The 20,869-nt window shown below is 65.1% G+C and carries 15 protein-coding genes, 1 tRNA gene, 1 other RNA gene and 1 pseudogene; 5 read left to right on the top strand and 13 right to left on the bottom strand.

Features of this window, described 5'->3' with window-relative positions:
• The 4 genes from FFY45_RS07755 to FFY45_RS07740 form a co-directional block, all read left to right on the top strand.
• On the top strand, window positions 1–3,289 hold a 3,289-nt coding region (locus tag FFY45_RS07755), incomplete at its 5' end, for a non-ribosomal peptide synthetase (protein WP_176339977.1).
• Window positions 3,286–3,795 carry a VOC family protein gene (locus tag FFY45_RS07750; RefSeq protein ID WP_176339976.1) on the top strand — a complete coding sequence of 170 codons (510 nt, stop codon included), beginning with the start codon at window positions 3,286–3,288 and terminating at the stop codon, window positions 3,793–3,795. The genes FFY45_RS07755 and FFY45_RS07750, both read left to right, overlap by 4 nt.
• A complete protein-coding gene (locus FFY45_RS07745) occupies window positions 3,792–5,144 on the top strand; it encodes an aminotransferase-like domain-containing protein (RefSeq protein ID WP_255171884.1) in 1,353 nt (450 codons plus the stop codon). The genes FFY45_RS07750 and FFY45_RS07745 overlap by 4 nt, the downstream gene beginning before the upstream one ends.
• A gap of 84 nt (window positions 5,145–5,228) precedes the next feature.
• A non-coding RNA gene (locus tag FFY45_RS07740) (sX9 sRNA) lies at window positions 5,229–5,304 on the top strand.
• Here FFY45_RS07740 and FFY45_RS07735 read toward each other — a convergent pair.
• Complete coding sequence (locus FFY45_RS07735) at window positions 5,299–6,444, bottom strand: alpha-hydroxy acid oxidase (protein ID WP_176339975.1); 1,146 nt, start codon at window positions 6,442–6,444, stop codon at window positions 5,299–5,301. The genes FFY45_RS07740 and FFY45_RS07735 overlap by 6 nt on opposite strands.
• Window positions 6,445–6,565: 121 nt before the next feature.
• Here FFY45_RS07735 and FFY45_RS07730 point away from each other — a divergent pair, with 121 nt between their 5' ends.
• The gene (locus tag FFY45_RS07730; protein WP_176339974.1) at window positions 6,566–7,108 is read left to right on the top strand and encodes a GNAT family N-acetyltransferase; all 543 of its coding nucleotides are present in this window, start codon (window positions 6,566–6,568) and stop codon (window positions 7,106–7,108) included.
• 66 nt (window positions 7,109–7,174) lie between these two features.
• Here the strand turns inward: FFY45_RS07730 and FFY45_RS07725 are convergent, their stop codons facing one another.
• The 12 genes and pseudogenes from FFY45_RS07725 to FFY45_RS07670 form a co-directional block, all read right to left on the bottom strand.
• Window positions 7,175–8,206, bottom strand: a complete 1,032-nt coding sequence (locus FFY45_RS07725; protein ID WP_176339973.1) for a sulfotransferase family protein — start codon at window positions 8,204–8,206, stop codon at window positions 7,175–7,177.
• 593 nt (window positions 8,207–8,799) lie between these two features.
• Window positions 8,800–8,875: transfer RNA gene (locus tag FFY45_RS07720), tRNA-Gly, on the bottom strand.
• A 36-nt stretch (window positions 8,876–8,911) separates the two neighbouring features.
• Entirely contained in the window at window positions 8,912–9,544 is a 633-nt protein-coding gene (gene pgsA / locus FFY45_RS07715; RefSeq protein ID WP_176339972.1) for a CDP-diacylglycerol--glycerol-3-phosphate 3-phosphatidyltransferase, read from the bottom strand.
• Window positions 9,544–11,400, bottom strand: coding sequence for an excinuclease ABC subunit UvrC (uvrC, locus tag FFY45_RS07710; protein WP_176339971.1), 1,857 nt, complete (start codon window positions 11,398–11,400; stop codon window positions 9,544–9,546). Before uvrC ends, pgsA begins: the two co-directional genes overlap by 1 nt.
• On the bottom strand, window positions 11,397–12,815 hold the full coding sequence (locus FFY45_RS07705) for a hypothetical protein (protein ID WP_176339970.1): 1,419 nt from the start codon (window positions 12,813–12,815) through the stop codon (window positions 11,397–11,399). The genes uvrC and FFY45_RS07705 overlap by 4 nt, the downstream gene beginning before the upstream one ends.
• Before the next feature lie 23 nt (window positions 12,816–12,838).
• Window positions 12,839–13,303 carry a low molecular weight protein-tyrosine-phosphatase gene (locus FFY45_RS07700; RefSeq protein WP_176339969.1) on the bottom strand — a complete coding sequence of 155 codons (465 nt, stop codon included), beginning with the start codon at window positions 13,301–13,303 and terminating at the stop codon, window positions 12,839–12,841.
• Window positions 13,300–14,079 carry a 3-deoxy-manno-octulosonate cytidylyltransferase gene (kdsB, locus tag FFY45_RS07695; RefSeq protein ID WP_176339968.1) on the bottom strand — a complete coding sequence of 260 codons (780 nt, stop codon included), beginning with the start codon at window positions 14,077–14,079 and terminating at the stop codon, window positions 13,300–13,302. Before kdsB ends, FFY45_RS07700 begins: the two co-directional genes overlap by 4 nt.
• Before the next feature lie 313 nt (window positions 14,080–14,392).
• On the bottom strand, window positions 14,393–15,430 hold the full coding sequence (gene lpxK, locus FFY45_RS07690) for a tetraacyldisaccharide 4'-kinase (protein WP_176339967.1): 1,038 nt from the start codon (window positions 15,428–15,430) through the stop codon (window positions 14,393–14,395).
• Window positions 15,427–17,196: a lipid A export permease/ATP-binding protein MsbA gene (msbA, locus tag FFY45_RS07685; RefSeq protein WP_176339966.1), complete on the bottom strand. Its 1,770-nt coding sequence runs from the start codon at window positions 17,194–17,196 to the stop codon at window positions 15,427–15,429. Before msbA ends, lpxK begins: the two co-directional genes overlap by 4 nt.
• On the bottom strand, window positions 17,193–17,657 hold the full coding sequence (locus FFY45_RS07680; RefSeq protein ID WP_168957656.1) for an ExbD/TolR family protein: 465 nt from the start codon (window positions 17,655–17,657) through the stop codon (window positions 17,193–17,195). The genes msbA and FFY45_RS07680 overlap by 4 nt, the downstream gene beginning before the upstream one ends.
• 3 nt (window positions 17,658–17,660) lie before the next feature.
• On the bottom strand, window positions 17,661–18,323 hold the full coding sequence (locus FFY45_RS07675; RefSeq protein WP_023904085.1) for a MotA/TolQ/ExbB proton channel family protein: 663 nt from the start codon (window positions 18,321–18,323) through the stop codon (window positions 17,661–17,663).
• Window positions 18,217–20,778, bottom strand: a pseudogene (locus tag FFY45_RS07670) (DNA internalization-related competence protein ComEC/Rec2); the annotation flags it as partial. The gene FFY45_RS07675 and the pseudogene FFY45_RS07670, both read right to left, overlap by 107 nt.
• Between the last annotated feature and the right edge of the window lie 91 nt (window positions 20,779–20,869).

The raw sequence follows: 20,869 nt of genomic DNA, 5'->3' as shown, positions 1-20,869 counted from the left end.
CATCCCACCCAACCGCATCACACCCGACCTAACCCAACTCACCCCGCAACACCTGCCGCTAGCCGACCTCACCCAACAAGACATCGACCGCGTGCTGGAGCAAGTCCCCGGCGGCCTCACCAACGTCCAGGACATCTACGCACTTTCGCCATTCCAGCACGGCCTGCTGTTCCATCATCTGCTCGCCAGCACAGGCGATCCCTACATCCTCAGCGCGCAATGGGCCTTCGCCGATCGCCTAGCAGCGCAGCGTTTTCTTGCGGCACTGCAGGCAGTGATCGACCGCAATGACATCCTGCGCAGCGCGGTGCTGTGGGAAGGCCTGAGCGAACCGGTGCAAATAGTGTTGCGACAGGCGCAACTGCAGGTGGAAGTTCTCGACCCTGCCACTCTGGAACCCAACGATCAGACCAGCGCACAGCTGGACGACCACACCACCCCGCTGCGCCATCGCCTGGACCTGCGTCAGGCACCGCTGATGCACGCCACCTTGGTAAACGACGCCCACGCGCAACGCTGGTTACTTGCACTGCGCTGGCACCACATGGTCGGCGACCACGCCACGCTGGATCTGCTGATGGACGAGATCCAGCAGCATCTGGACGAACACGCGGCGCAGCTGCCGCCGCCCTCGCCGTTTCGCGCGTTGGTGGCGCATACACGCCAACCCGAAGCGGCCGCGCAGCAACAACACTTCTTCCGTCGCCTGCTCGGCGATGTGGACACCGCCACCGCGCCGTTCGGCCTGGTTGGCCTGCATCCGGATGGCGCGCCGGTTCAAGAACATCACCTGCCGCTGGATCCGGCGCTGAGCGAACGCCTGCGCACCCAGGCCAAGGCCGCCGGGGCGAGCCTGGCCAGCCTGTGCCATCTGGCCTGGGGCCTGGTGGTGGCGCGCGCCGCCGGTGCCGACGATGCCGTGTTCGGCACCGTGTTGCTGGGGCGCATGGGTCAGGCCGACGCGCAGTTGATGGGCCCATGCATCAACGTGCTGCCAGTGCGCGTGCGCAGCAACAGCGACGGTGCACGCACAGCGCTGCAGCAACTGCACGCACAGCTGGCCGAACTGCTGCTGCACGAACATGCGTCTCTCAGCATGGTGCAACGCTGCAGCGGTGTGCCTGCACCCGCACCGTTGTTCAACAGTTTGATCAACTACCGCCACCAGTCACCGGCACGTGCACAGCACACGCTCGGTGGCGCGCAACTGCTGCATGCGCGCGAACGCAGTCCATTGCCGTTGGTGATCTCGGTGGAAGATTTCGGCACTGCATTGGGCCTCACCGCGCAGGCATTGCCCGAGATCGGCGCAGCCCGCGTGTGCCGCTTCATGCAGAGCGCGTTGCTGCAGCTGGTACAGGCACTAGAACAGGCTCCCGATACCCCATTGCATGACATCGACTTATTGCCTGCAGAAGAAGCCGCGCGGCTTCGCAACCGCGGCAGCACCGCACGGCCAATCGGCGAACATGCTCTGCAGCGGTGGTTCGAAATCCAGGCGCAACGCATTCCCGAGACCCTTGCAGTGGAATGCGGCGAACAGCGGCTGAGCTATGCCGAACTCGATCTGCAGGCCAACCGCCTCGCGCACTATCTGCAAACCGCGGGTGTGGCGCCGGAGCGATTGGTTGCGGTCATCGCCACACCTGGCCTGCAGGCGATGACGGCGATTCTGGCCACACTCAAGGCCGGCGGCGCCTACCTGGCGCTCGACCCATGCCTGCCCACGGCGCGACTGATGCAACTGCTCGCCGACAGTGCACCGCTGCTGGTCCTGGCTGATAGCGCGGGCGTGCAGCAATTGGGCGCGGGGCATGACCTGAAGGTCTGCGCTCTAGACGATCCCGCGCCAGCCTGGAAGAACCTGGCAACCACAGCGCCAGCGCTACCTGACCTGAGTCCGCACCATCTGGCCTACGTCGTCTATACCTCCGGCTCCAGCGGTGCGCCGAAAGCAGTGCTGGTCGAACATCACAGCACTGCCAACTTGGTTGCCGCGCAGCTGGCAGCCTTCAGCGCAGGGCCCGGCGACCACGTGGCCCAGCTGGCACCTCACGGCGTGGATGCGCACGTGTTCGAGTGGTTGCTGGCACTTGCCAGCGGCGCCAGCCTGCATGTGCCACCGGCCACACAGGCGCGCAGCGGCGAGTCGCTGCATCAATGGCTCGCGCAATCGCAGATCACCCACGCAGTGCTGCCGCCGGCCGTGCTGCAGTCGCTGCCACACACACCGCTGCCACACTTGCAGACCCTGATTGCCGCTGGCGACGTCCTGCCCGCCGCACTGGCACAACAGTGGGCACCGGGCCGCCACCTGTTCAATGCCTATGGCCCCAGCGAAGCCACCGTGTGGAGCACGCTGCACGTGTGCGGCGAAAACGAACACACGACGCCAGCGATCGGCCTGCCCATCGCCAATACCCGCATCTATCTGCTCGATGCCGCTGGTCGTCTGGTGCCGGATGGCACACCCGGCGAGATCTGCATCGCCGGCCGCACCATCGCACGCGGCTATCTCGGGCACGCGGCATTGAACACGGCTGCGTTTGTGGCCGATCCGTTCAATGCCGGCGAACGCATGTACCGCAGCGGCGACCTGGCACGTTGGCGCAGCGACGGAACGCTGGAATTCCTCGGCCGGCGCGACCGGCAACTCAAGCTCCGCGGATACCGGGTCGAACCCGGCGAAATCGAGGCCGCATTGCGCGAAGCCTGCACCGAGCTGGCCGAGGTCTTGGTCACGCTGCACAACACCGATCAAGCCGAGCCAGTGTTGGTGGCGTATCTGGTCGCACACCCCGAGGCAGATCGGCAGTCGCTGTCTCCGGCAGCACTGCGCGCCATGCTGGCGGCCCGCCTGCCCGCCCACATGGTGCCAGCGGCTTATGTGCAGTTGGATGCACTGCCATTGAGCGTCAATGGCAAGCACAACCTGCGTGCCTTACCCGCGCCGCAAGCAGCCGACCGCGCCATCGCCGCCTTCAGCGCACCGCGCGGCGCGACCGAGACCCGGATCGCCACGCTCTGGACCGAGCTGCTGGCGCTGCCGCAGATCGGTCGCGACGACGCGTTCTTCGCCATCGGCGGCGATTCAATGCGCGCCATTGCATTCCTTCAGCAAGCATCACGACTGGGGCTGGCGCTCACCCTGCGCCAGCTCTACCAGGCTCCCACCCCGGCCGGTCTGGCCGCGCTGTTGCAGACCGATACCGACGCAAACGCGACCCACGTCGGCAGCCCAGCCGACCTTCCCCCTGCCCCATCGCAAGACGTCCGGAGTTCCCCATGACTGCCTCGCCACTGCAACACACCGATCCGACCCCGCGCTATCACAGCATCGACCACATCGCGCTCGCCGTGCAGGACCTGGAAGCAGCGGTCGACTTCTTTCAGCACCGCCTGGGTTTCGAGCTGATGGGACGCCGGCAGATCGCCGGCAAGCACACCGGCATGGTCTCGGCGGAGATGCGCCAGGGCGAGATCACCTTCGTGCTGTGCCAGGGCACCGAGCCGGAATCGCAGGTGTCGCGGCTGATCGAGCATCACGGCGTTGGCGTGGCCCATATCGCCTTGCGCGTGGACGACGTACACGCCACCACCGGCCAGCTGCGCGAGCGCGGGCTCGGTTTCGACACCAGCGTGATCGAAGGAAGTGGCTTGAAACAGGCCTTTTCCAGCCGCGACAGCGTGACCGGCCTGTGCTTCGAACTAATCGAACGCCATGGCGAAAGCGGATTCCAGGACGCCTCGGTCAACGAACTGTTCGCCCAACTCGAACGCAGCGGTGCGTATTGAGCGCCGCGCCTGCGATGCAGCTGCCACCGCCGCCTAGCACCGCAACCGCAGGCGATCGCCTGGAGGTGATGAACTTCCTCAACGAGGTCTCCGCGCGCTATCCGCAGGCGATCTCGTTCGCCTCCGGCCGCCCCAGCGATAGCGGCTTCGACCTGCAGGCCTGGCTGCACACGCTGCCACGCTTTGCCAGCTATTTTGCGCAGCGCCACGGCCTTGCACCGCAACGCGCACTGGAGTTGATCGCCCAGTACGGACGCACCCAGGGCATCCTCGACGAACTGATCGCCGCACAGCTGCGGCATGACGAACAGGTCCTCGCCACGCCCGAGCGCATCATCGTCACCGCCGGTTGCCAGGAGGCCTTGTTGTTGTGCGTGACCGAACTGTGCCAAACCAAGGGCGATGTGATTCTGGCGCGCAATCCCAGCTACATCGGCATCACCGGCGTGGCCGACACGCACGGTATCGAGATCGTCGCTTTCAATCAACACGAATACGGCCACGCGCACGCTGATGCCAGCGCCTTGCAGCACACGCTGCTGCAACTGCAGGCGGCCGGCAAGCGCGCACGCGTGCTCTATCTGGTGCCGGATTTCGACAACCCCACCGGCACGCTGCTATCGCGTGAGGCACGCGAGGCCATCCTGGAGGTGTGTGCCGAATACGGCATCGTGATCCTGGAAGACAACCCGTACGGCATGTTCGGATTCGAAGCCGAGCGGGTCGCGCCGATGGCGGCACTGGATCGGCACGGCTGCGTGATCTATCTGGGCACTTATTCCAAGACCTTGTGCCCGGCGCTGCGAGTGGGCTTTTCAGTGCTGCCTGCACAGTTGTTCGGCGATGCCGACGCCGCGACTGCATTGAAAGAGCGGTTATTGCGTCGCAAGAGTTTCTGCAGCTTGAACACCAGCCAGATCGGCCAGGCCATCGTCGGCGGCGTGCTGCTCGAACATGGCGGCAGCCTGCAACGCCTGATTGCCGCGCCGCGTGCGCTGTATCGGCACAACCGCGATCGCATGCTCGATTGCCTGCAGCACGCACTCGGCCAGTTCGCACCACACGTGCGCTGGAATACGCCGGCCGGCGGTTTCTTTTTGGTGGTGACGTTGCCGTTCGCCTTCACTGCCGAGGACGCGGAAATCTGCGCGCGGCAGTATGGCGTGCTGGTCATGCCGCTGTCGTTCTTCGCTATCGATGGCGGTTGCAGCATGCAAGTGCGGTTGGCCTACAGCAACGTCGCAAGCCAGGACATCGCGCACGGCATTGCGCAGTTCGCCGCGTTCGTTCGCACGCGTCTGGATGCGGGAGTGGTGACTACAGCGGCAATCAGCGAACGCTGCACATGACACAGCGGCAACTCAGGGCTAAGAGCGGCTAACAAAACTACTGAGCTGACTGCCAGGTGGACGCGGCCGGTGCTCGGAATCGACATGTACCACTCGTACACTCCGCTTCCTCCGCGCCATCCACGCCCCACCTGACAGTTGCTCGCTACGCTTGTTAGCCGCTCTGAGGAAGCAGCACGCTGGCGTCGATATCCGCAATCTGCGGCCTGCCGCACAGCCCCATGCTCAGCTCCAGCTCGCGCTGGATCAGCCGCAGCACCTCGGTCACACCGGCCTGGCCCAACGCGGCCAATCCATACAGCCAGGCACGCCCGATGTAAGCGCCGCGCGCGCCAAGCGCCAGCGCCTTCAGCACGTCCTGGCCGCAGCGGATGCCGCTATCCAGATGGATTTCCACATCGCCACCGACCGCAGCCACGATCGCCGGCAGCATGCGGATGCTGGACGCCGCCCCATCGAGTTGGCGCCCGCCGTGATTGCTCACCACCAGCGCGTCCGCGCCTGCAGCGACTGCCTGCCGCGCATCATCCTCATCAAGGATGCCCTTGACGATCAGCGGGCCACGCCAGCGCGCCCGCACCCAGGCCACATCGTCCCAGGTCAGCGCCGCATCGAACTGACTGGCGGTCCATGCTGCCAGCGATGCCAGATCACCCTTGCCACCCACATGCCCGGCAAGATTGCCGAAGCCGTGCTGACGGCTGCCGAGCATGCGCAGACACCAACGCGGATGCGTCGCGAAATCGCGCAGCGTCGCCAGGCTCACACGCGGCGGCACGCTCAACCCATTGCGCAGATCGGCATGCCGCTGCCCCATGAACGGCACATCCAGCGTCAGCATCAACGCGCCGCAGCCGGCCGCTTGTGCGCGCGCGATCAACGCGGCAGAGAATCCGCGGTCGCGCATCAGATAGAGCTGAAACCAGCATGGCGTCTGCACGCTGGCGCAGACCTGTTGCAGCGAACAGATGCTCATCGTCGACAGCACAAACGGCACCCCGAATGCCTCGGCCGCGCGTGCGGCTAGCACCTCGCCATCCGGATACAACAGGCCGGCCAAGCCGGTCGGCGCCAATGCCAATGGCATCGCCACCGGCACGCCCAGCAGCGTGCTGGCGGTACTGCGCCGCGCCACATCGATGGCAACGCGCTGGCGCAGCCGCAACGCATCCAGATCGCAGCGATTGGCCTGCCGCGTGGTCTGGCTCCAGCTGCCGGCGGCAACGTAGTCGTAGAACATGCGCGGCAAACGGCGCTGCGCCAAGGCCTGCACATCGTCGACACATGCAATCGCACTCATCCGCACAGGCTAGCGGCGGCCTGTGACAGTTCAGCGTGTATCGCATCTCGCGCCCTGGTCATCGCAGCATCATCTGTCTGCGCGAGCATCTGCCTTCCTCAGTGCCAACGAGCCCGCATCAATGCAGCACGACATCCAGATCGAACGTGCATGCGAGCAGCATGCCGACGGCGTGTGTGCGCTCTACAACGCCCCCGAGGTGGCGCGACAGCTGCTGGAGCTGCCGTATCGCGGGGTCGAGCAATGGCGCCGGCAATTGCTGCTCGAAGACGAGCGGCAATTGGCACTGGTTGCGTTGCACGGCGCGCAAGTCGTCGGTGTCGGCAGTCTGGGCAGCCAGCCACGGATACGTCGTGCACACGTCGGCGGCATCGCGCTGGCAGTCCGGCCAGACTGGCATGGCCGTGGTGTCGGCACGCGCCTATTGAGCGCGTTGCTCGACGTCGCCGACCGCTGGATGCAACTGCACCGGCTCGAACTCACCGTCTATGCAGACAACACCGCAGCAGTGGCGCTGTACCAGCGTCATGGCTTCGAGGTGGAAGGCGAACTGCGCGACTACGCCATGCGCGATGGCGGCTACGTCAGCGCTTACAGCATGGCGCGGCTACGTCAGTCAGGCATCGCGTTCAATGCGCCAGACGGCATTGCCATGGATGCGTGAGACCAGGTCATCCAAGCCCGCCTTACGCGACTGGCACAAATCGCCGGGCAGACAACTCGACAGCATCTATAGCGGCACGTAACCCAAGCGTTCCAGCATCGGATTCGCCCGCCGCCCCAGGCTACGCAACAGCTCCGGCGGCCACGCATGCCAACTCGGTACACGCGCGCCAGCATCGATCGCAAGCCCGCGCTGCGCGGTCAGGTTGTCGCCCAGAAACGGCCGGATGCGTTGTTGCGCCATGCGCGGCAGCACCTGCTCAGACCATGGCTCGCCAAGAAACTCGAACAAGCGCGCCCCGACCACTTCTGGCGTACGCGAAAGTTCGTCATAACCCAGTTGCAAGCAGCGATTGCCCGCACGTTCGGCAAAATCCAGCGCCGCTTCGTTGGTGGCGACCCACTCGTCGAGATACTGCATCAGATACAAGCCGGAACGCGGATTGCCCGGCAAGCCATCACGACGTACGAAGCGCTGAAAGCAAGACAGCGCCACATCCAACCCATGACGATGCAGAAATAGAAACTTGCCGCGAAAATCGAACATCGCATCGATCACATCGAGCCGGCTGGACGAAAACAATTCCTTGGCGATCCAGCGCTGCCGCCCGAAGCGTTGCGCGTACTCGCAATGCAACTCATCGATCATGCGCCCCAAGCGCGGGTACAACCCGCTCTGCGGCAGGCCAAGATGCGGCAACACCATACTGCCAAGCCGCAGCAAGCTGTCGCACTTGGCCAGCTCCCCGCACAACATGTTTTCCGGCAGGCTGCAGATCGTCTCGCTGGCATTGACCAGATACGCCAGCAACGTGGTGCCGGAGCGGCGATTGCCGATGATGAAATGCGCGCGATCCCCGAACGGATTATCCGCAAGGCGACTGCTCTTGTGCAGATCTGACATCAGATCGTAGGCCAACGCCGGCGACGTCCCTTCCTGCACCAACGCAGCCCGTGTCTGCACCAGGCTGCGCTCAAGCAATGCGTCCACGCCATCCAACTGCGGCGCCAGCGCAGGCGATACCGCACGCACACGCTGCAGTTCGTCCGGCAGACTGGACAAGGTCGAAAGCAACTCGCTCAGGTCGGCTTCGTTCATGGGTCGGTGGTCCCACAGGCAGGTACCGCGATGGGCAAATGCACCGATGCATGCCCTGCCAAACAAGCATCGGCACGCACCAGCACAAACCGACGCCAGTCGCGCTCGGTTGCCGAAATGCTAGGCAACGCGTGCGACCTGTGTGTGACAACAAGGCCGCTGAAAACCACTGAAACGGTTCAAAAGCTACGATGACGGCAGTTATCTCGCTAGCTGCAATGAGCCTGGCAACACCTTCAATGACACGACCGCTCCTCCCTGCGAGAGCGTTATCCGCAGGCACTGTCCGAACGGGTTTACCGTTGCGAGCGTGGGCGCCACTGAGAACCATAATCCCCGCAACTTTACTGAGAAGTATCGGGTAACGGCCCTGGCGTACTGCAATGAGTCGCAAGGCATGCAGTGTGTCGATGCTGCGATCTGTAACAGCGTGCTCTGGCGGCTAAGCTTCAGGCTCTGGGCACGTACATCCATTTTATAGAAATACGTGGCTCGGAATGGATTTCAGCAGACTTGGCCAGATGCTCCACAGGCAAAACCCACTGTGTGATCGAACCGCAATGGACCCCAGCAGAAGTCCAAACATCAAAACCTGGAGCGGGAAACGAGACTCGAACTCGCGACCTCAACCTTGGCAAGGTTGCGCTCTACCAACTGAGCTATTCCCGCTTGGGAGGCGAGATTCTACAGCGAACAGCAGGGCTGTCAACCATTGCCTTCGACTTTTTTTGGCTTGCTGGTGATTGCGGCTTTTTCGTCGGCGCGCAGGCTTGGCCATGCGGCCTGCAGGTACTGAAAACCGGACCACAATGTCAGCAGCGCGGCGATCGCCAGCGTCCAGTAACCGGCGCGGAAGATCAGGTTGCCGAACCAGATTTCGTGCGTGGGCATCTGCCCCGGCGTGACCGAATACAGCAGGCACAACAGCGCAACCATCTGCGCGGTAGTTTTGATCTTGCCAATCGCCGCCACGCGCACCTTGGCGCGCTGGCCGATCTCGGCCATCCACTCGCGCAGCGCAGAGACTGCGATTTCGCGGCCCACAATCACCGCCGCCCAGAATGCCATCCACGGTGTCGGGTGGCCCTGTACGATCAGGAACAACGCCACCGCGACCATCAGCTTGTCGGCCACCGGATCCAGAAACGCGCCGAAGGCGGAATACTGGTGATACCGCCGTGCGACCCAGCCATCCAGCCAGTCGGTGATGGCAGCCAGCCCGAACACGCCGGCAGACGCGAAATTGGTCCACGTGTACGGCAGGTAGAACACCACGACCAACACCGGGATCATCAAGATCCTCAGCAGTGTCAGCCACGTGGGGATGGTCAACTTCATTACGGACTCGACTCGCCTGCCGCATCGGGGAGCGCCAGCCCATGCAGGTTAGCGTAGATTCGCGCGGCGAGTGCGGCATTGACCCCTTCCACGCGTGCAATCTCGGCCTCGCCGGCGGCTTTGAGCCCGACCAGACCGCCGAAATGCTTGAGCAGGCTCGCGCGACGGCGCGGGCCGATGCCGGGGATATCCTCGAGCTTGCTGGTCATGCGCGCCTTCTGGCGGCGACCGCGGTGACCGGTAATCGCAAAGCGATGCGCTTCGTCACGCACCTGCTGGATGAACTGCAGCGCCGGCGATGCCGCACCCGGGCGCAGCTCGCGGCCGTCGGCCATGACCAGCGCTTCGTGCCCTGCCCTGCGCTCCTCGCCCTTGGCCACGCCGACCAGCAGCACATTCTCGATGCCCAGATCGGCCAGCGCGCCCTTTGCCTGCGCCAGCTGGCCGGCGCCGCCGTCGATCAGCAACACATCCGGCAGCACACCGTTCTCTTCCACCGCGCGTCGAAAGCGCCGCTCGATGGCCTGGCGCATCGCGGCGTAGTCGTCGCCCGGCGTGATCCCGGAAATATTGAAGCGCCGGTATTGACCGCGCACCGGGCCGCTGGCATCGAACACCACGCACGAGGCCACCGTCGCCTCGCCCATGGTATGGCTGATATCGAAGCACTCCACCCGCTTGACCTGCTCGGCCAGCCCCAGCATGTCGCGGAGTGCTTCGCTGCGTGCGTGTTGCGCGCTCTGGCTGGTGAGTTCGGTGACCAGGGTCAGCTGTGCGTTGCGCGTGGCCAGCAGCAGATAGCCAGCACGCTCGCCGCGTACGTTCCACTTCAACGTCACCTTGTACTCGGCGGCGCTGCTGAGCGCGGCTTCGATCAACTCGGCATCGGGGATTTCGCGATCGAGCAGGATCTCGCGCGGCGGCGAATGTTCGGCGTAGTACTGCGACACGAACGCACCCAGGATTTCGTCGGCGCTGTCTTCGCCATTGGTCTTGGGGAAGAACGAACGCGTTCCCAGATTGCGGCCGTCGCGAAAACTCAACAGCAGCACACAGGCCTGGCTGGCCTGCGTGGCGCAGGCCAGCACGTCCAGGTCGGCCGCGCGGCCGTCCACGTACTGGCGGTTCTGCATGCTGCGCAGCGAGGACAGCAGATCGCGCAGACGCGCGGCGCGCTCGAACTCCAGCGCTTCGCTGGCCTGCTGCATCGACTGCATGATCTCTTCGCCAAGCTGGTCGCTCTTGCCTTCGAGAAACATCGTGGCGCGGCGTACCGATTCTGCGTAGTCCGGCGCGGCAACCAGATCCACACACGGCGCGCTGCAGCGGCCGATCTGATATTGCAGACACGGCCGCGAGCGATTGCGGAACACGCTGTCTTCGCAGCTGCGCAGCTTGAACAGCTTGTGCATCAGGCTCAAGGTTTCGCGCACGCCGGTCACGCCGGTGTACGGGCCGAAATAGCGCCCCTGCACCGCACGCGGGCCGCGGTGCAGCGCGATGCGCGGCCAGTCTTCGCGCGTCAGCAACACATACGGGTAACTCTTGTCGTCGCGCAGCGAGACGTTGTAGCGCGGCGACAGCGACTTGATCAGCTGGTTTTCCAGCAGCAGCGCTTCGGCTTCGCTGCGGGTCACGGTGACGTCCATGCGCGCCACCTGGGACAGCATCGAGGTCAGCCGCGCGTTCTTCGGCGTGCCGTTGAAATAGCTGCCCACGCGCTTGCGCAACGCACCGGCCTTGCCCACGTACAGCAACGTGTCGTCGCCCGCATACATGCGGTAGACGCCGGGCGCGGTGCTAAGTTGGGCAGCAAACGCCTTTCCATCGAAATCAGCTTGGGGCCTTGCGCTCATTCTGCTATCGAAACATCGCTCAGTTCGCCGCTTGCAAGGTCGTAACGCAAGACGGCATGGGCATCGGTCTCGGCAATCCAGACCGCACCTGCGGCAACCGCCAGCCCGGCCGGGCCATGCAGGCGGCGCGGCAGCTCGACTGTGGTCAGTTCGCCACCGCCCAGACGCAGGCAACGCAGACGGCCGTTACCGGTATCGGCGATCCACAGCAGCGGCGAATCGGCGGCCAAGGCAATCGCTTGCGGAAACTGCAGGCGCGCGGTGCCGCGTGGGCCGTCCTGGTCGCCGAACAGCCAGGTGCCCTGCCCGCCGACCAGGGTCTGCACCAGATCACCGCGCAATTGCATGGTGCGGATCGACGAACCCAACCCGTCACAGACGTAGGCCACCTGCTGCACCGCGGCCAATCCGGCCGGTTGCGCGAACGCGGCCAGATGGCCGCTGCCATCGCGGATTTCGAGCGAGCCAGTGCCTGCACGCGCGGTCAACGCGGCGCTACCCAGGTGATAGCTCCAGATGCGGTTGTCGCCAGCCATGGCGATCAACACCTGGTTGTCGGCGATGGCCAGACCTTGCGGATAATTCAGCGCAGATGCGCTGGAGGACGCCAGCGGGCCTTCGACCGGCTCGCCGGAGCGACCGGTGCCGCACAAGGTATCGACCTGCCCGCTGCGCAGATTGATGCGGCGCAGGGCGTGATTGCCGGTGTCGGCGACATAGAGCTGGTCGCGCTCCAGCGCCAGGCCTTGCGGACGTCGAAACGCCGCTTCACCGACGCCACCGTCGATCAGATCGGCATTGCCATGGCCGAACTGGCGCAGCACGCGCCCGCCATGCGTGCATTCGAGCACGCGGTGATGGCCGGTGTCGGCGATATACAGGCGGTCTTCGGTGGCGGCCAGGCCGGTCGGAAATTGCAGTTCCAGGCGCGGTTCGGCTTCGCGTTCGGCCACGCCATGCAGGTCGATGTCCGACGGTGGTTGCTGGCCTTCGCACAGCGCCACCAATGCCTTGTCCAGATCGCCGGTCACGCCCACCAGGCGCTGGCGCTCGCGGCCGTAGGCATCGAGCAGCACCAGCGTGGGCCAGGTTTCGATACCGAAGCGGCGCCAGGTTTCCCAGTCCTTGTCGAGCAGGATCGGCGCACTCACACCATGCCCGCGCAGTTGCTTGAGCGAGCGTTGCGGCAAGCGCTCGCTATCGAAACGCGGCACCTGCACCACGATCACCTGCAGCCGCCCGGGGCTGCGCGCCTGCCAATGGGCCAGCTCGGCCAGGCGCTCGGCGCACCACACCGAGCTGGCATTGACAAACGCCAGCACCAGTGCGCGTCCACGATGCTCCTGCAAGGTGGATGGCCTGGCGTTGAGCCAGGTAGGGAATTCCGGCAGTTCCTGGGTGAGCTGGGCAGTCATCCGGTAATTATGCCCAAGCCCGATTAGCTGCGGGTGAGCCTGGCCACGGTCTGGCTTGCAGCGGTGTCGACCAGCTGCCAGGCACGCTCGAAATCGTCCATGCCGCCGGTGTAGGGGTCGGGGATCTCGTCGCGCTCTGCAACGCCCGCCCACGGCAGCCAGAGTGCGACCTTGTCGCGCAGCGGCGCCGAAGCAAGCCGCTGCAGATCGCGCAGATTGCTGTTGTCGGCACACAGCACCCAATCGAAGTGTTCAAAGTCCGCTGCACGCACCTGACGGGCGCGCAATCCGGAAATATTCACGCCATGACCGCGTGCGCAGTGAATGGCGCGCGGGTCGGGTGGCTCGCCGGCATGCCAGTCGCCGGTGCCGGCCGAATCGACCTCGATCCGCCGCGACAACCGTGCTTGGTCCAGCCGCGCACGCAAGGCGCCCTCGCCCATCGGCGAGCGGCAGATGTTGCCCAGACACACGATCAGTACCTTCATGCCGACGCCACCCGCGTCTGCGCACGCGCCAGATCGTCCGGTGTATCGATACCGGGCGGAAACTGCTCCGGCGTCAACGCCACCGCGATGCGGTAGCCGGCCTCCATCACGCGCAACTGTTCCAGCGATTCGATGCGCTCCAACACACCGGGCGGCATCGCCGCAAAACGCTGCAGAAATCCGGCGCTGTACGCATAGATACCGATATGGCGCAGCCACTGACCGGCATCGGGCAAGGTCTCACGCTGATTGGCGAAGCTGTCGCGATGCCAGGGAATCGGCGCGCGGCTGAAGTACAGCGCATCGCCGTGCGCCGTGCGCACCAGCTTGACCACATTCGGATCGAACAACTCGTGCGCGCTATCCACCTGCGCGGCAAGCGTGGCCATTTCAGCGCCGGAGCGCAGCAGCAGCTCGGCGACTGCGCGGATACCGGCAGCAGGCGCGAACGGTTCGTCACCCTGCAGATTCACCACGCAGGTATCGGCCTCCCAGCCGGCGATCCGTGCACATTCGGCAAGCCGGTCGGTTCCCGACATGTGCTCGCTGCCGGTCATCGCCACATGCACGCCGGCCAGGCCTTCGATCGCCTCGGCAATCCGCGCATCGTCGGTGGCCACCCAGACCTCGCGCGCCCCTGCGAGCAGCGCGCGCTCGGCCACATGCTGGATCATCGGGCGATCGCCGATCAATTGCAGCGGCTTGCCCGGCAACCGCGTGGAGGCATAGCGCGCGGGAATGGCGACGACGAAATCTGCAGGCGTTGTGGTGGTCATGCGTGCGCGCTCTGGGATGCAGGAAAAATTGGAGAAACGAGATAACCGAATCGCATGCTGTATCTATGTAATTGAGCGAAATAACGGTATTCAGTTGGAGCAGCGATGCGCTACATCAGCACTCGGACGCCGCTGCATGCACTGCTCGCAACCATGCACACCGACACTCTTGCCCGCCCCCCGTCGCGGGACCTTACGCGGCATGGATGCCGCGTAAGAGCCTACATGGATGTACTTGCGGCGTGTCCCGCGACGGTGGGCGGGCAAGGACCCTGCAGCCGAACCAAGATCACCATTGCCAGAAAAACCGCACTCACACACCCTGCCGACTCGCCAACTTGTCCAGACGATCCAGCAAACTCACCCAGAACGCGGCCGGCAACTCCGCCTTGAGCGGCACGCTGTACAACCACTCGTCGGCAAACGGCCTGCACTTCACTGCGTCCTTTTCGGTCATCAGCACCGGCAGGCGGCTGCCGAAACTGAAATCCGCAGCGCGATACACATGATGATCGGGAAACGCATGCGGCACCACGCCAATGCCACGTGCGCGCAGCATCGCAAAGAAGCGTTCCGGATGCGCGATCCCGGCCACCGCGTGCACGCGTTGCCCGGCAAGCATGCTCAACGGCTGCACACGCTTGCCATCCATCGGTTGCACGCTGTCGATGCTCAGGCGCATCTGCCACTCGCCAAAACCGGCGTCTTCAGGTGTCTGCGGTGTCGCTGCAGCGCTGCCCTGCCCCAGATTGACCACACGGAAATCGCAATCGCGCGCACGCGCTGCAGGTTCGCGTAGAGGTCCGGCCGGCAGCAGGCGCCCGTTACCGTAGCGGCGTTGACCATCGACCACTTCGATTTCCACATCGCGCGCAAGCCGGTAATGCTGCAACCCGTCGTCGCAGACGACGATGTCGCATCCGGCTTCGACGAGTGCGCGTGCCGCGGCCAGACGATCGCTATCCACGCGCACCCGCGCGCCGGTTTTCCAGGCGATCAATACCGGCTCGTCACCGCCGAGCGCCACAGGCGTGTCCGCTTCGACCCAACGCGCCGTGCCCGATTCGTCACGGCCATAGCCGCGACTGGCAACGCCCGGCGTCCAACCGGCTTCCTGCAATTTGGTCACCAAGGCGATCGTCAGCGGCGTCTTGCCGGTGCCGCCGGCAGTGACGTTACCCACCACGATCACCGGCACCGGCACGCCGTGGCGCTTGCGCCAGCCGCGGCGATACAGCGCGCGTCGGAGCGCGATGGCGGCACCGTAGACCGGCGCAAGCATGCGCGCCGATAGCGGAATCGGCGCATTGTCGTACCAATAGCCCGGCGTGCGGGCGCCGCGCTTGCTCATGCCTGCCGTTCGCGGAACTGCATGCCGTGCAGGTGCGAATACAGCCCGCCCTGCGCCAGCAATTCACTGTGCGTACCACGCTCGACGATGCGGCCCTGATCCATCACCAGTACCTGATCGGCATGTTCGATGGTGGACAGGCGGTGCGCGATCACCAGCGTGGTGCGGTCCGGCATCAGCTTGTGCAAGGCATCCTGCACCAGCCGCTCGGACTCGTTGTCCAGCGCGGCGGTGGCTTCGTCCAGAATCAGGATCGGCGCATCCTTGAGCATCGCGCGCGCGATCGCCAAGCGCTGGCGCTGCCCGCCGGACAGACGCCCGCCCTTGGTGCCCACGTGCGATTGCAAACCGTCAGGCAACTGCGCGACGAACTCCATCGCATTGGCACCCAGAATCGCGCGCTCCAACTGGCTCGCATCTGCGCTGCGCATTTCGCCATAGGCCACGTTGTCGGCGATGCTGCCGTCGAACAACATCACCTGTTGGCCGACCAGCGCGATCTGCCGGCGCAGATCGGCCAGCGAGTACGCCTGCACCGGATGACCGTCGAGCAGGATCTGCCCGGCCTCGGCCTCGTAGAAGCGCGGAATCAGCTTGATCAGGCTGGATTTGCCGCTACCCGAGCGCCCGACAATCGCCGTCACCGTGCCCGGCTGCGCAACAAAACTCACCCCCGCCAGCGCCGGATTCACCTGACCCGGATAGCGCGCGGTGACATCGCGGAATTCGATCAAGCCCTTGGCGCGCGTCAGCGGTATAGCGCCCTGATCGGGCTCGTCGGGGCTGTCGAGCACCGAGAACAGGCGCTCGGCCGACGCCAGGCCGCGTTGCACCATGTTCTGCACATTGGTGAGCTGCTTGAGGCCAGGAATGATTGTCAGCATCGAGGTCATCAGCACCACGAAGTCGCCTGCGGTCAGCCGCCCCGCCAGTGCCTGCGCACCGGCCACGAACAACAGCGCCGACAAACCGATCGCGCCGATCATCTGCACCGTGGCAGTGGAAATGCCACGCGTGGATTCGACCTTCATCGCCAGGCGCAGATTGCGGTCGGCCAGCGCCCCATAGCGCTCCATCTCGGTCTGTTGCGCGCCGTAGATCTTGACCTCCTGATGGCTGGACAAGGTCTGATCGGCTGCCTGCAACAGATGCGCGCCGCTCTCCTGGATGCTGTGGCTGATGCGGCGATAGCGTCGCGCCACCTTGTCCATCACCCACGCCAGCACCGGCGCCAGCACCAGGATGGTCAGCGTGACCTGCCAGCTATGCCACAGCATCAGTGCCAACGCACCGATCACCTGCAACGACTGCTGGATCATCACCTTGACCGCATCCACCGCCGCCTGCGCCACCTGGTCCGAATCCGAACCCAGGCGGATCAGCATCGACGGCACCGGCTCGGAATCGAACCGCGATCCCGGCAGGCGCAGATATTTGGACATCACCTTGACGCGCAGATCGCGCGCGATGCTGCGTGCGGATTTGCCCATCGCCATATCGGTGATGTAACCGGCAATGCCGCGCACCACGAACAACAGGATGATCTGCACCGGCAGCCAGCGACTGACTTCGGCGTTCTTGTAGATGAAGGTTTCGTCGGTGATCGGCTTCATCAACGCCAGAAAGCCGGTGGTGCCCGCCGCCTCGACCAGCGCGGCAATCAGCGCGGCGATCAGCAACAGACGGTACGGCTTGGCGAAGGCCAGCAGGCGACGGTACGTGCGCCAGGACGATACTGGCGCCGGGCGGTCGTTGGAGATGTTCACTGGCGGGTTCCGTGCTTGCTTGTCGTGCCGGTAGTACCGGAAGTGCCGGTTTCGGGCGCTGTCGCAATCGCGATGCGCCGAAAGCCGAGTTGCCCCAAGGCATCCTGCGCGGTCACTACGGCCTGATATGGCGTACGCGCATCGGCGCGCATCAGCACCGTCTGCTCACGGTCATCGCCGGCGATCTGCGCGATGGTCTGCTTGAGCGAATCCACATCCGAACGCAGCACTTCCTGGTCGTTGATGAAGTAATGTCCATCGGCATTGACCAGTACGCTCAACGCACGTGGCGGCGCACTGGTGTGTTGGTCGCTGGCAGTCGGCAGCTGCAATTGCAGCGTGGAGCGTGCGTCGAAAGTCGTGGTCACCACGAAGAAGATGATGAGGACAAGAATGACGTCAATCAATGGCACCAGGTCGATATGCGGCTCGTCCTGGCTTCGGTCACTGCCGATGCGCATCCGTCAGCCCTTTGCCATGACGGGCTTGGTACCCGCCGCAACCGGTGCCGCAGCGACCGGCATCGCACGTCCATCCATCGTATCCAGCAACAACGTGGCTTCCTGCTCCATCTCGATGATGTAGCCGGCGATGCGGCCCTTGAAGAAGCGATGCGCCATCAATGCAGGCACCGCAATGATCATGCCGGTGGCCGTGCACACCAACGCCTTGCCGATGCCGCCAGCCAGTTGGTTCACATCGCCAACACCGTGATCGAGGATGCCCATGAACATCTGGATCATGCCGACCACGGTCCCCAGCAGACCCAGCAACGGCCCGGCCGAGGCAATCGTGCCCAAGGCATTCAGATAGCGCTCCATGCGGTGCACCACATGTCGGCCGGTGTCTTCGATACGTTCGCGGATCAACTCGCGCGGGCGGCCACGCACGTCCAGCGCAGCGGCGAGCAAGGCGCCCAGCGGCGAATTGCGACGCAGCGACTCGATATGGCCGGGATCCAGCTTGCCACGCGCGGCCCAGTTGCGGACCTCTTCGCCCAGACCTGGCGGAGTCACCTCGTTGCGGCGCAGGCTCCACAGACGCTCCAGCACGATCGCCAGGGCGATCACGCCCAGCAACAGCAACGGCACCATCGGCCAACCGCCCGCCTTGACCAGCTCCAACACGATTCGATTCCTCCGGCAACGCGGCCGCCTATTCGCTGGCCGATAGGATAGCAGCCGACCGCCGCCGTTCTGCAGCATCCCACAGCCGTGGCTGCCAGCGCCGCCGCTCGCGGACCTGCAGGCCGTCGGCGCCCAGCCAGACCCTGATCGCGCCGGCCTGTGCGGTGTCGAGCAGCTCGGCGCCACTGCCCTGCCAGCGCTGCACCACCTCCGCACGCGGGTGGCCGAAGCGGTTGCCGTGCCCGGAGGACACCAGCACCAGCCGCGCGCCGGTCGCGGCAATGAACCCGGCATGCGAGCCGTCGGCGCTGCCATGGTGCGGAACGATCACCAGATCGGCGCGTAGCTCGGACAGATGCCCATGCATCAATCGACGTTCGACGATCTCGCCGATATCGCCCGGCAGCAGCGCGCTTGCATACCGCGTCTCGACTCGCAGCACGCAGCTGGACTGATTGCGCAGATACGGAAAACCGGCACTCGGATGCAGGAAGCGAAAGCGCACGCCGTCCCATTCCCACTGTTGGCCGGCATGGCAGCGCGTGCTGACGTCCAGCGGTGCATCCGGCGGCGCAGTGGTCATGGCAACCGGCAATCCCGTACGTACCGCCGCGTAGCCGCCGGCATGATCGGCATCGGCATGACTGAGCACGATGGCATCCAGGCGGCGCAAGCCAAGCGCGCGCAGCGCCGGCAGCACCACCCGCTCGCCGGCATCGAAGCCATCGCGCACTGCAGGGCCCGTATCGAACAACAGCGCATGCCGTTGCGTGCGCACCAGCACCGCCAGGCCCTGCCCCACGTCCAGCACCTGCACATCGGCCTCGCCGGCTGCAGGCAGTTCGCGGTCCGGACATAACAGTGGCAACCACAACAGCACGGCCAATGACTTGCCGGGCGTACCGCGCGGCAGCAACAGCCAGAACGCGCCGAGCAAGGCCAACACCAGCGCGGTCGCATCGGATTCGGGCACCCACCACAACGCCATCGGGGTCTGCCCGAGCCAGACGAAGCCCGGCCAGGTCAGCTCGAAACACCAGCCGGCCAAGCGCCATGCCCACACGCCCGTGCCTGGATGAAGCGCTTCGAGCGCCGTGCCCAGCAAGGCGAGCGGCACCACCACGAAGGTCCACCATGGGATCGCTACAAGATTCGCCAATGGCCCGACCAACGACGCCTGCCCGAACAGGCTGACCGTCAGCGGCAGCAGGCCGACGGTGGCGACGGTCTGCGCCGACAGAAAACCACGCAGGATGGCGCGATCGTCGGACGGCAGGCACCACACCAACCAGGCCACACCGGCGAAGCTGAGCCAGAAGCCGGCGACCAGGACGCTCAGCGGGTCCCACAGCACGACAGCCAGCAAGGCGAGCGCGAGGATCTGCGCGGTCGTGGCACGGCGGCGCACAACCCGCGCCAGCGCGACCACGGCAATCATCAACACCGTGCGCACGGTAGGCAGCGCCAATCCCGCCAGCACCGCGTACGCAGCGGCGGCGAGTAATGCCGCGATGGCCGCGGCGTGGAGGCGTGGAAGGCGCGTTCCCAGACCGGGCCACGCTCGCCAGAGTCCGGCCACCAGCATCGCGAAGAACACGGCGACCAATCCGACATGGAATCCGGAGATTGCGATCAGATGGCTGAGCCCGGTCGCACGCAGCGTCGCCCAGGCCGCATCGTCCAGCCCGCGCGTGTCGCCTAGCGCAAGTGCGCGCAGATAAGGCGCTGAAGGCCCAGGCACGTGCTCGGCAATCCGCTGCGACATGCGGTCGCGCCAGGCGTCCACGCCACGCGGTGCCGCGATTTGCCTTGCAGCGGCAGTGACACGCACGTAACCGGTCGCGGCAATGCGCTGCGCCAGGGCCTGACGTTCGGCATCGAACCCACCAGGATTGCGCAGGCCGCGCGGCGCCCGCAGCTTGAGGCGCAATTGCCAACCTGCACCGGCGCGCAGTGCTGCGCGTGGACCGATGTGTTCGGCACCGAAGTCGTCGTACCAGGCCAACTGCAAGAGCTTGCCGCGTAGCGATGCTGGTTGTGTGTGGTCGTCATCCACCCGTAGCTGAAAGCGCGTGCGTCGTTGCTCGGCCACCGGTAGCCCGACGATCTGGCCGCGCACAGCCAGCTCGCGCGCTTCGTCTTGCGGGAGCAGCTGCGCCTGCAAGGTGCTGGCGACCTGCCACCCCATCAGACCGAAGCCGCACAGTGCCGTTGCCGTCGCCAGCAACAACAAGATCCGCTGCGGCCGCAGCCACAGGGTCAAGCCGATACCCAGCCCACCTGCACACACAAAGATCGCGTAGACCGCACGCGGCAACACCGCAGGCGACCAGGCGCACACCACTACGCCCAGCAGCAACGCCGCTGCAGCGGTGACCGCCGATCCGGCGCGCGGCGCCGACGGCACTGGTGCTGACACATCCATGCTGCCGGTCGCCTCCCGTCTGTGGTCCATCCACCGACTCAAGCTAGTTGCTCGCACAGCTTGACCACAGCGGGGATCGGCGCATTGGCGGGTAGGAAGACGGCTGTGCACGTGACACACG

Source organism: Xanthomonas hortorum (assembly GCF_011305375.1).
Taxonomy (GTDB): domain Bacteria; phylum Pseudomonadota; class Gammaproteobacteria; order Xanthomonadales; family Xanthomonadaceae; genus Xanthomonas; species Xanthomonas hortorum_E.
This window is presented reverse-complemented; position numbering and strand designations above follow the sequence as displayed.

Bases quoted from the DNA above. Each gene is read 5' to 3' on its own strand.
- FFY45_RS07750 (WP_176339976.1), top strand. From the start codon at position 3,286: ATGACTGCCTCGCCACTGCAACACACCGATCCGACCCCGCGCTATCAC.
- FFY45_RS07735 (WP_176339975.1), bottom strand. From the start codon at position 6,444: ATGAGTGCGATTGCATGTGTCGACGATGTGCAGGCCTTGGCGCAGCGC.
- FFY45_RS07730 (WP_176339974.1), top strand. From the start codon at position 6,566: ATGCAGCACGACATCCAGATCGAACGTGCATGCGAGCAGCATGCCGAC.
- FFY45_RS07725 (WP_176339973.1), bottom strand. From the start codon at position 8,206: ATGAACGAAGCCGACCTGAGCGAGTTGCTTTCGACCTTGTCCAGTCTG.
- pgsA (WP_176339972.1), bottom strand. From the start codon at position 9,544: ATGAAGTTGACCATCCCCACGTGGCTGACACTGCTGAGGATCTTGATG.
- uvrC (WP_176339971.1), bottom strand. From the start codon at position 11,400: ATGAGCGCAAGGCCCCAAGCTGATTTCGATGGAAAGGCGTTTGCTGCC.
- FFY45_RS07705 (WP_176339970.1), bottom strand. From the start codon at position 12,815: ATGACTGCCCAGCTCACCCAGGAACTGCCGGAATTCCCTACCTGGCTC.
- FFY45_RS07700 (WP_176339969.1), bottom strand. From the start codon at position 13,303: ATGAAGGTACTGATCGTGTGTCTGGGCAACATCTGCCGCTCGCCGATG.
- kdsB (WP_176339968.1), bottom strand. From the start codon at position 14,079: ATGACCACCACAACGCCTGCAGATTTCGTCGTCGCCATTCCCGCGCGC.
- lpxK (WP_176339967.1), bottom strand. From the start codon at position 15,430: ATGAGCAAGCGCGGCGCCCGCACGCCGGGCTATTGGTACGACAATGCG.
- FFY45_RS07680 (WP_168957656.1), bottom strand. From the start codon at position 17,657: ATGCGCATCGGCAGTGACCGAAGCCAGGACGAGCCGCATATCGACCTG.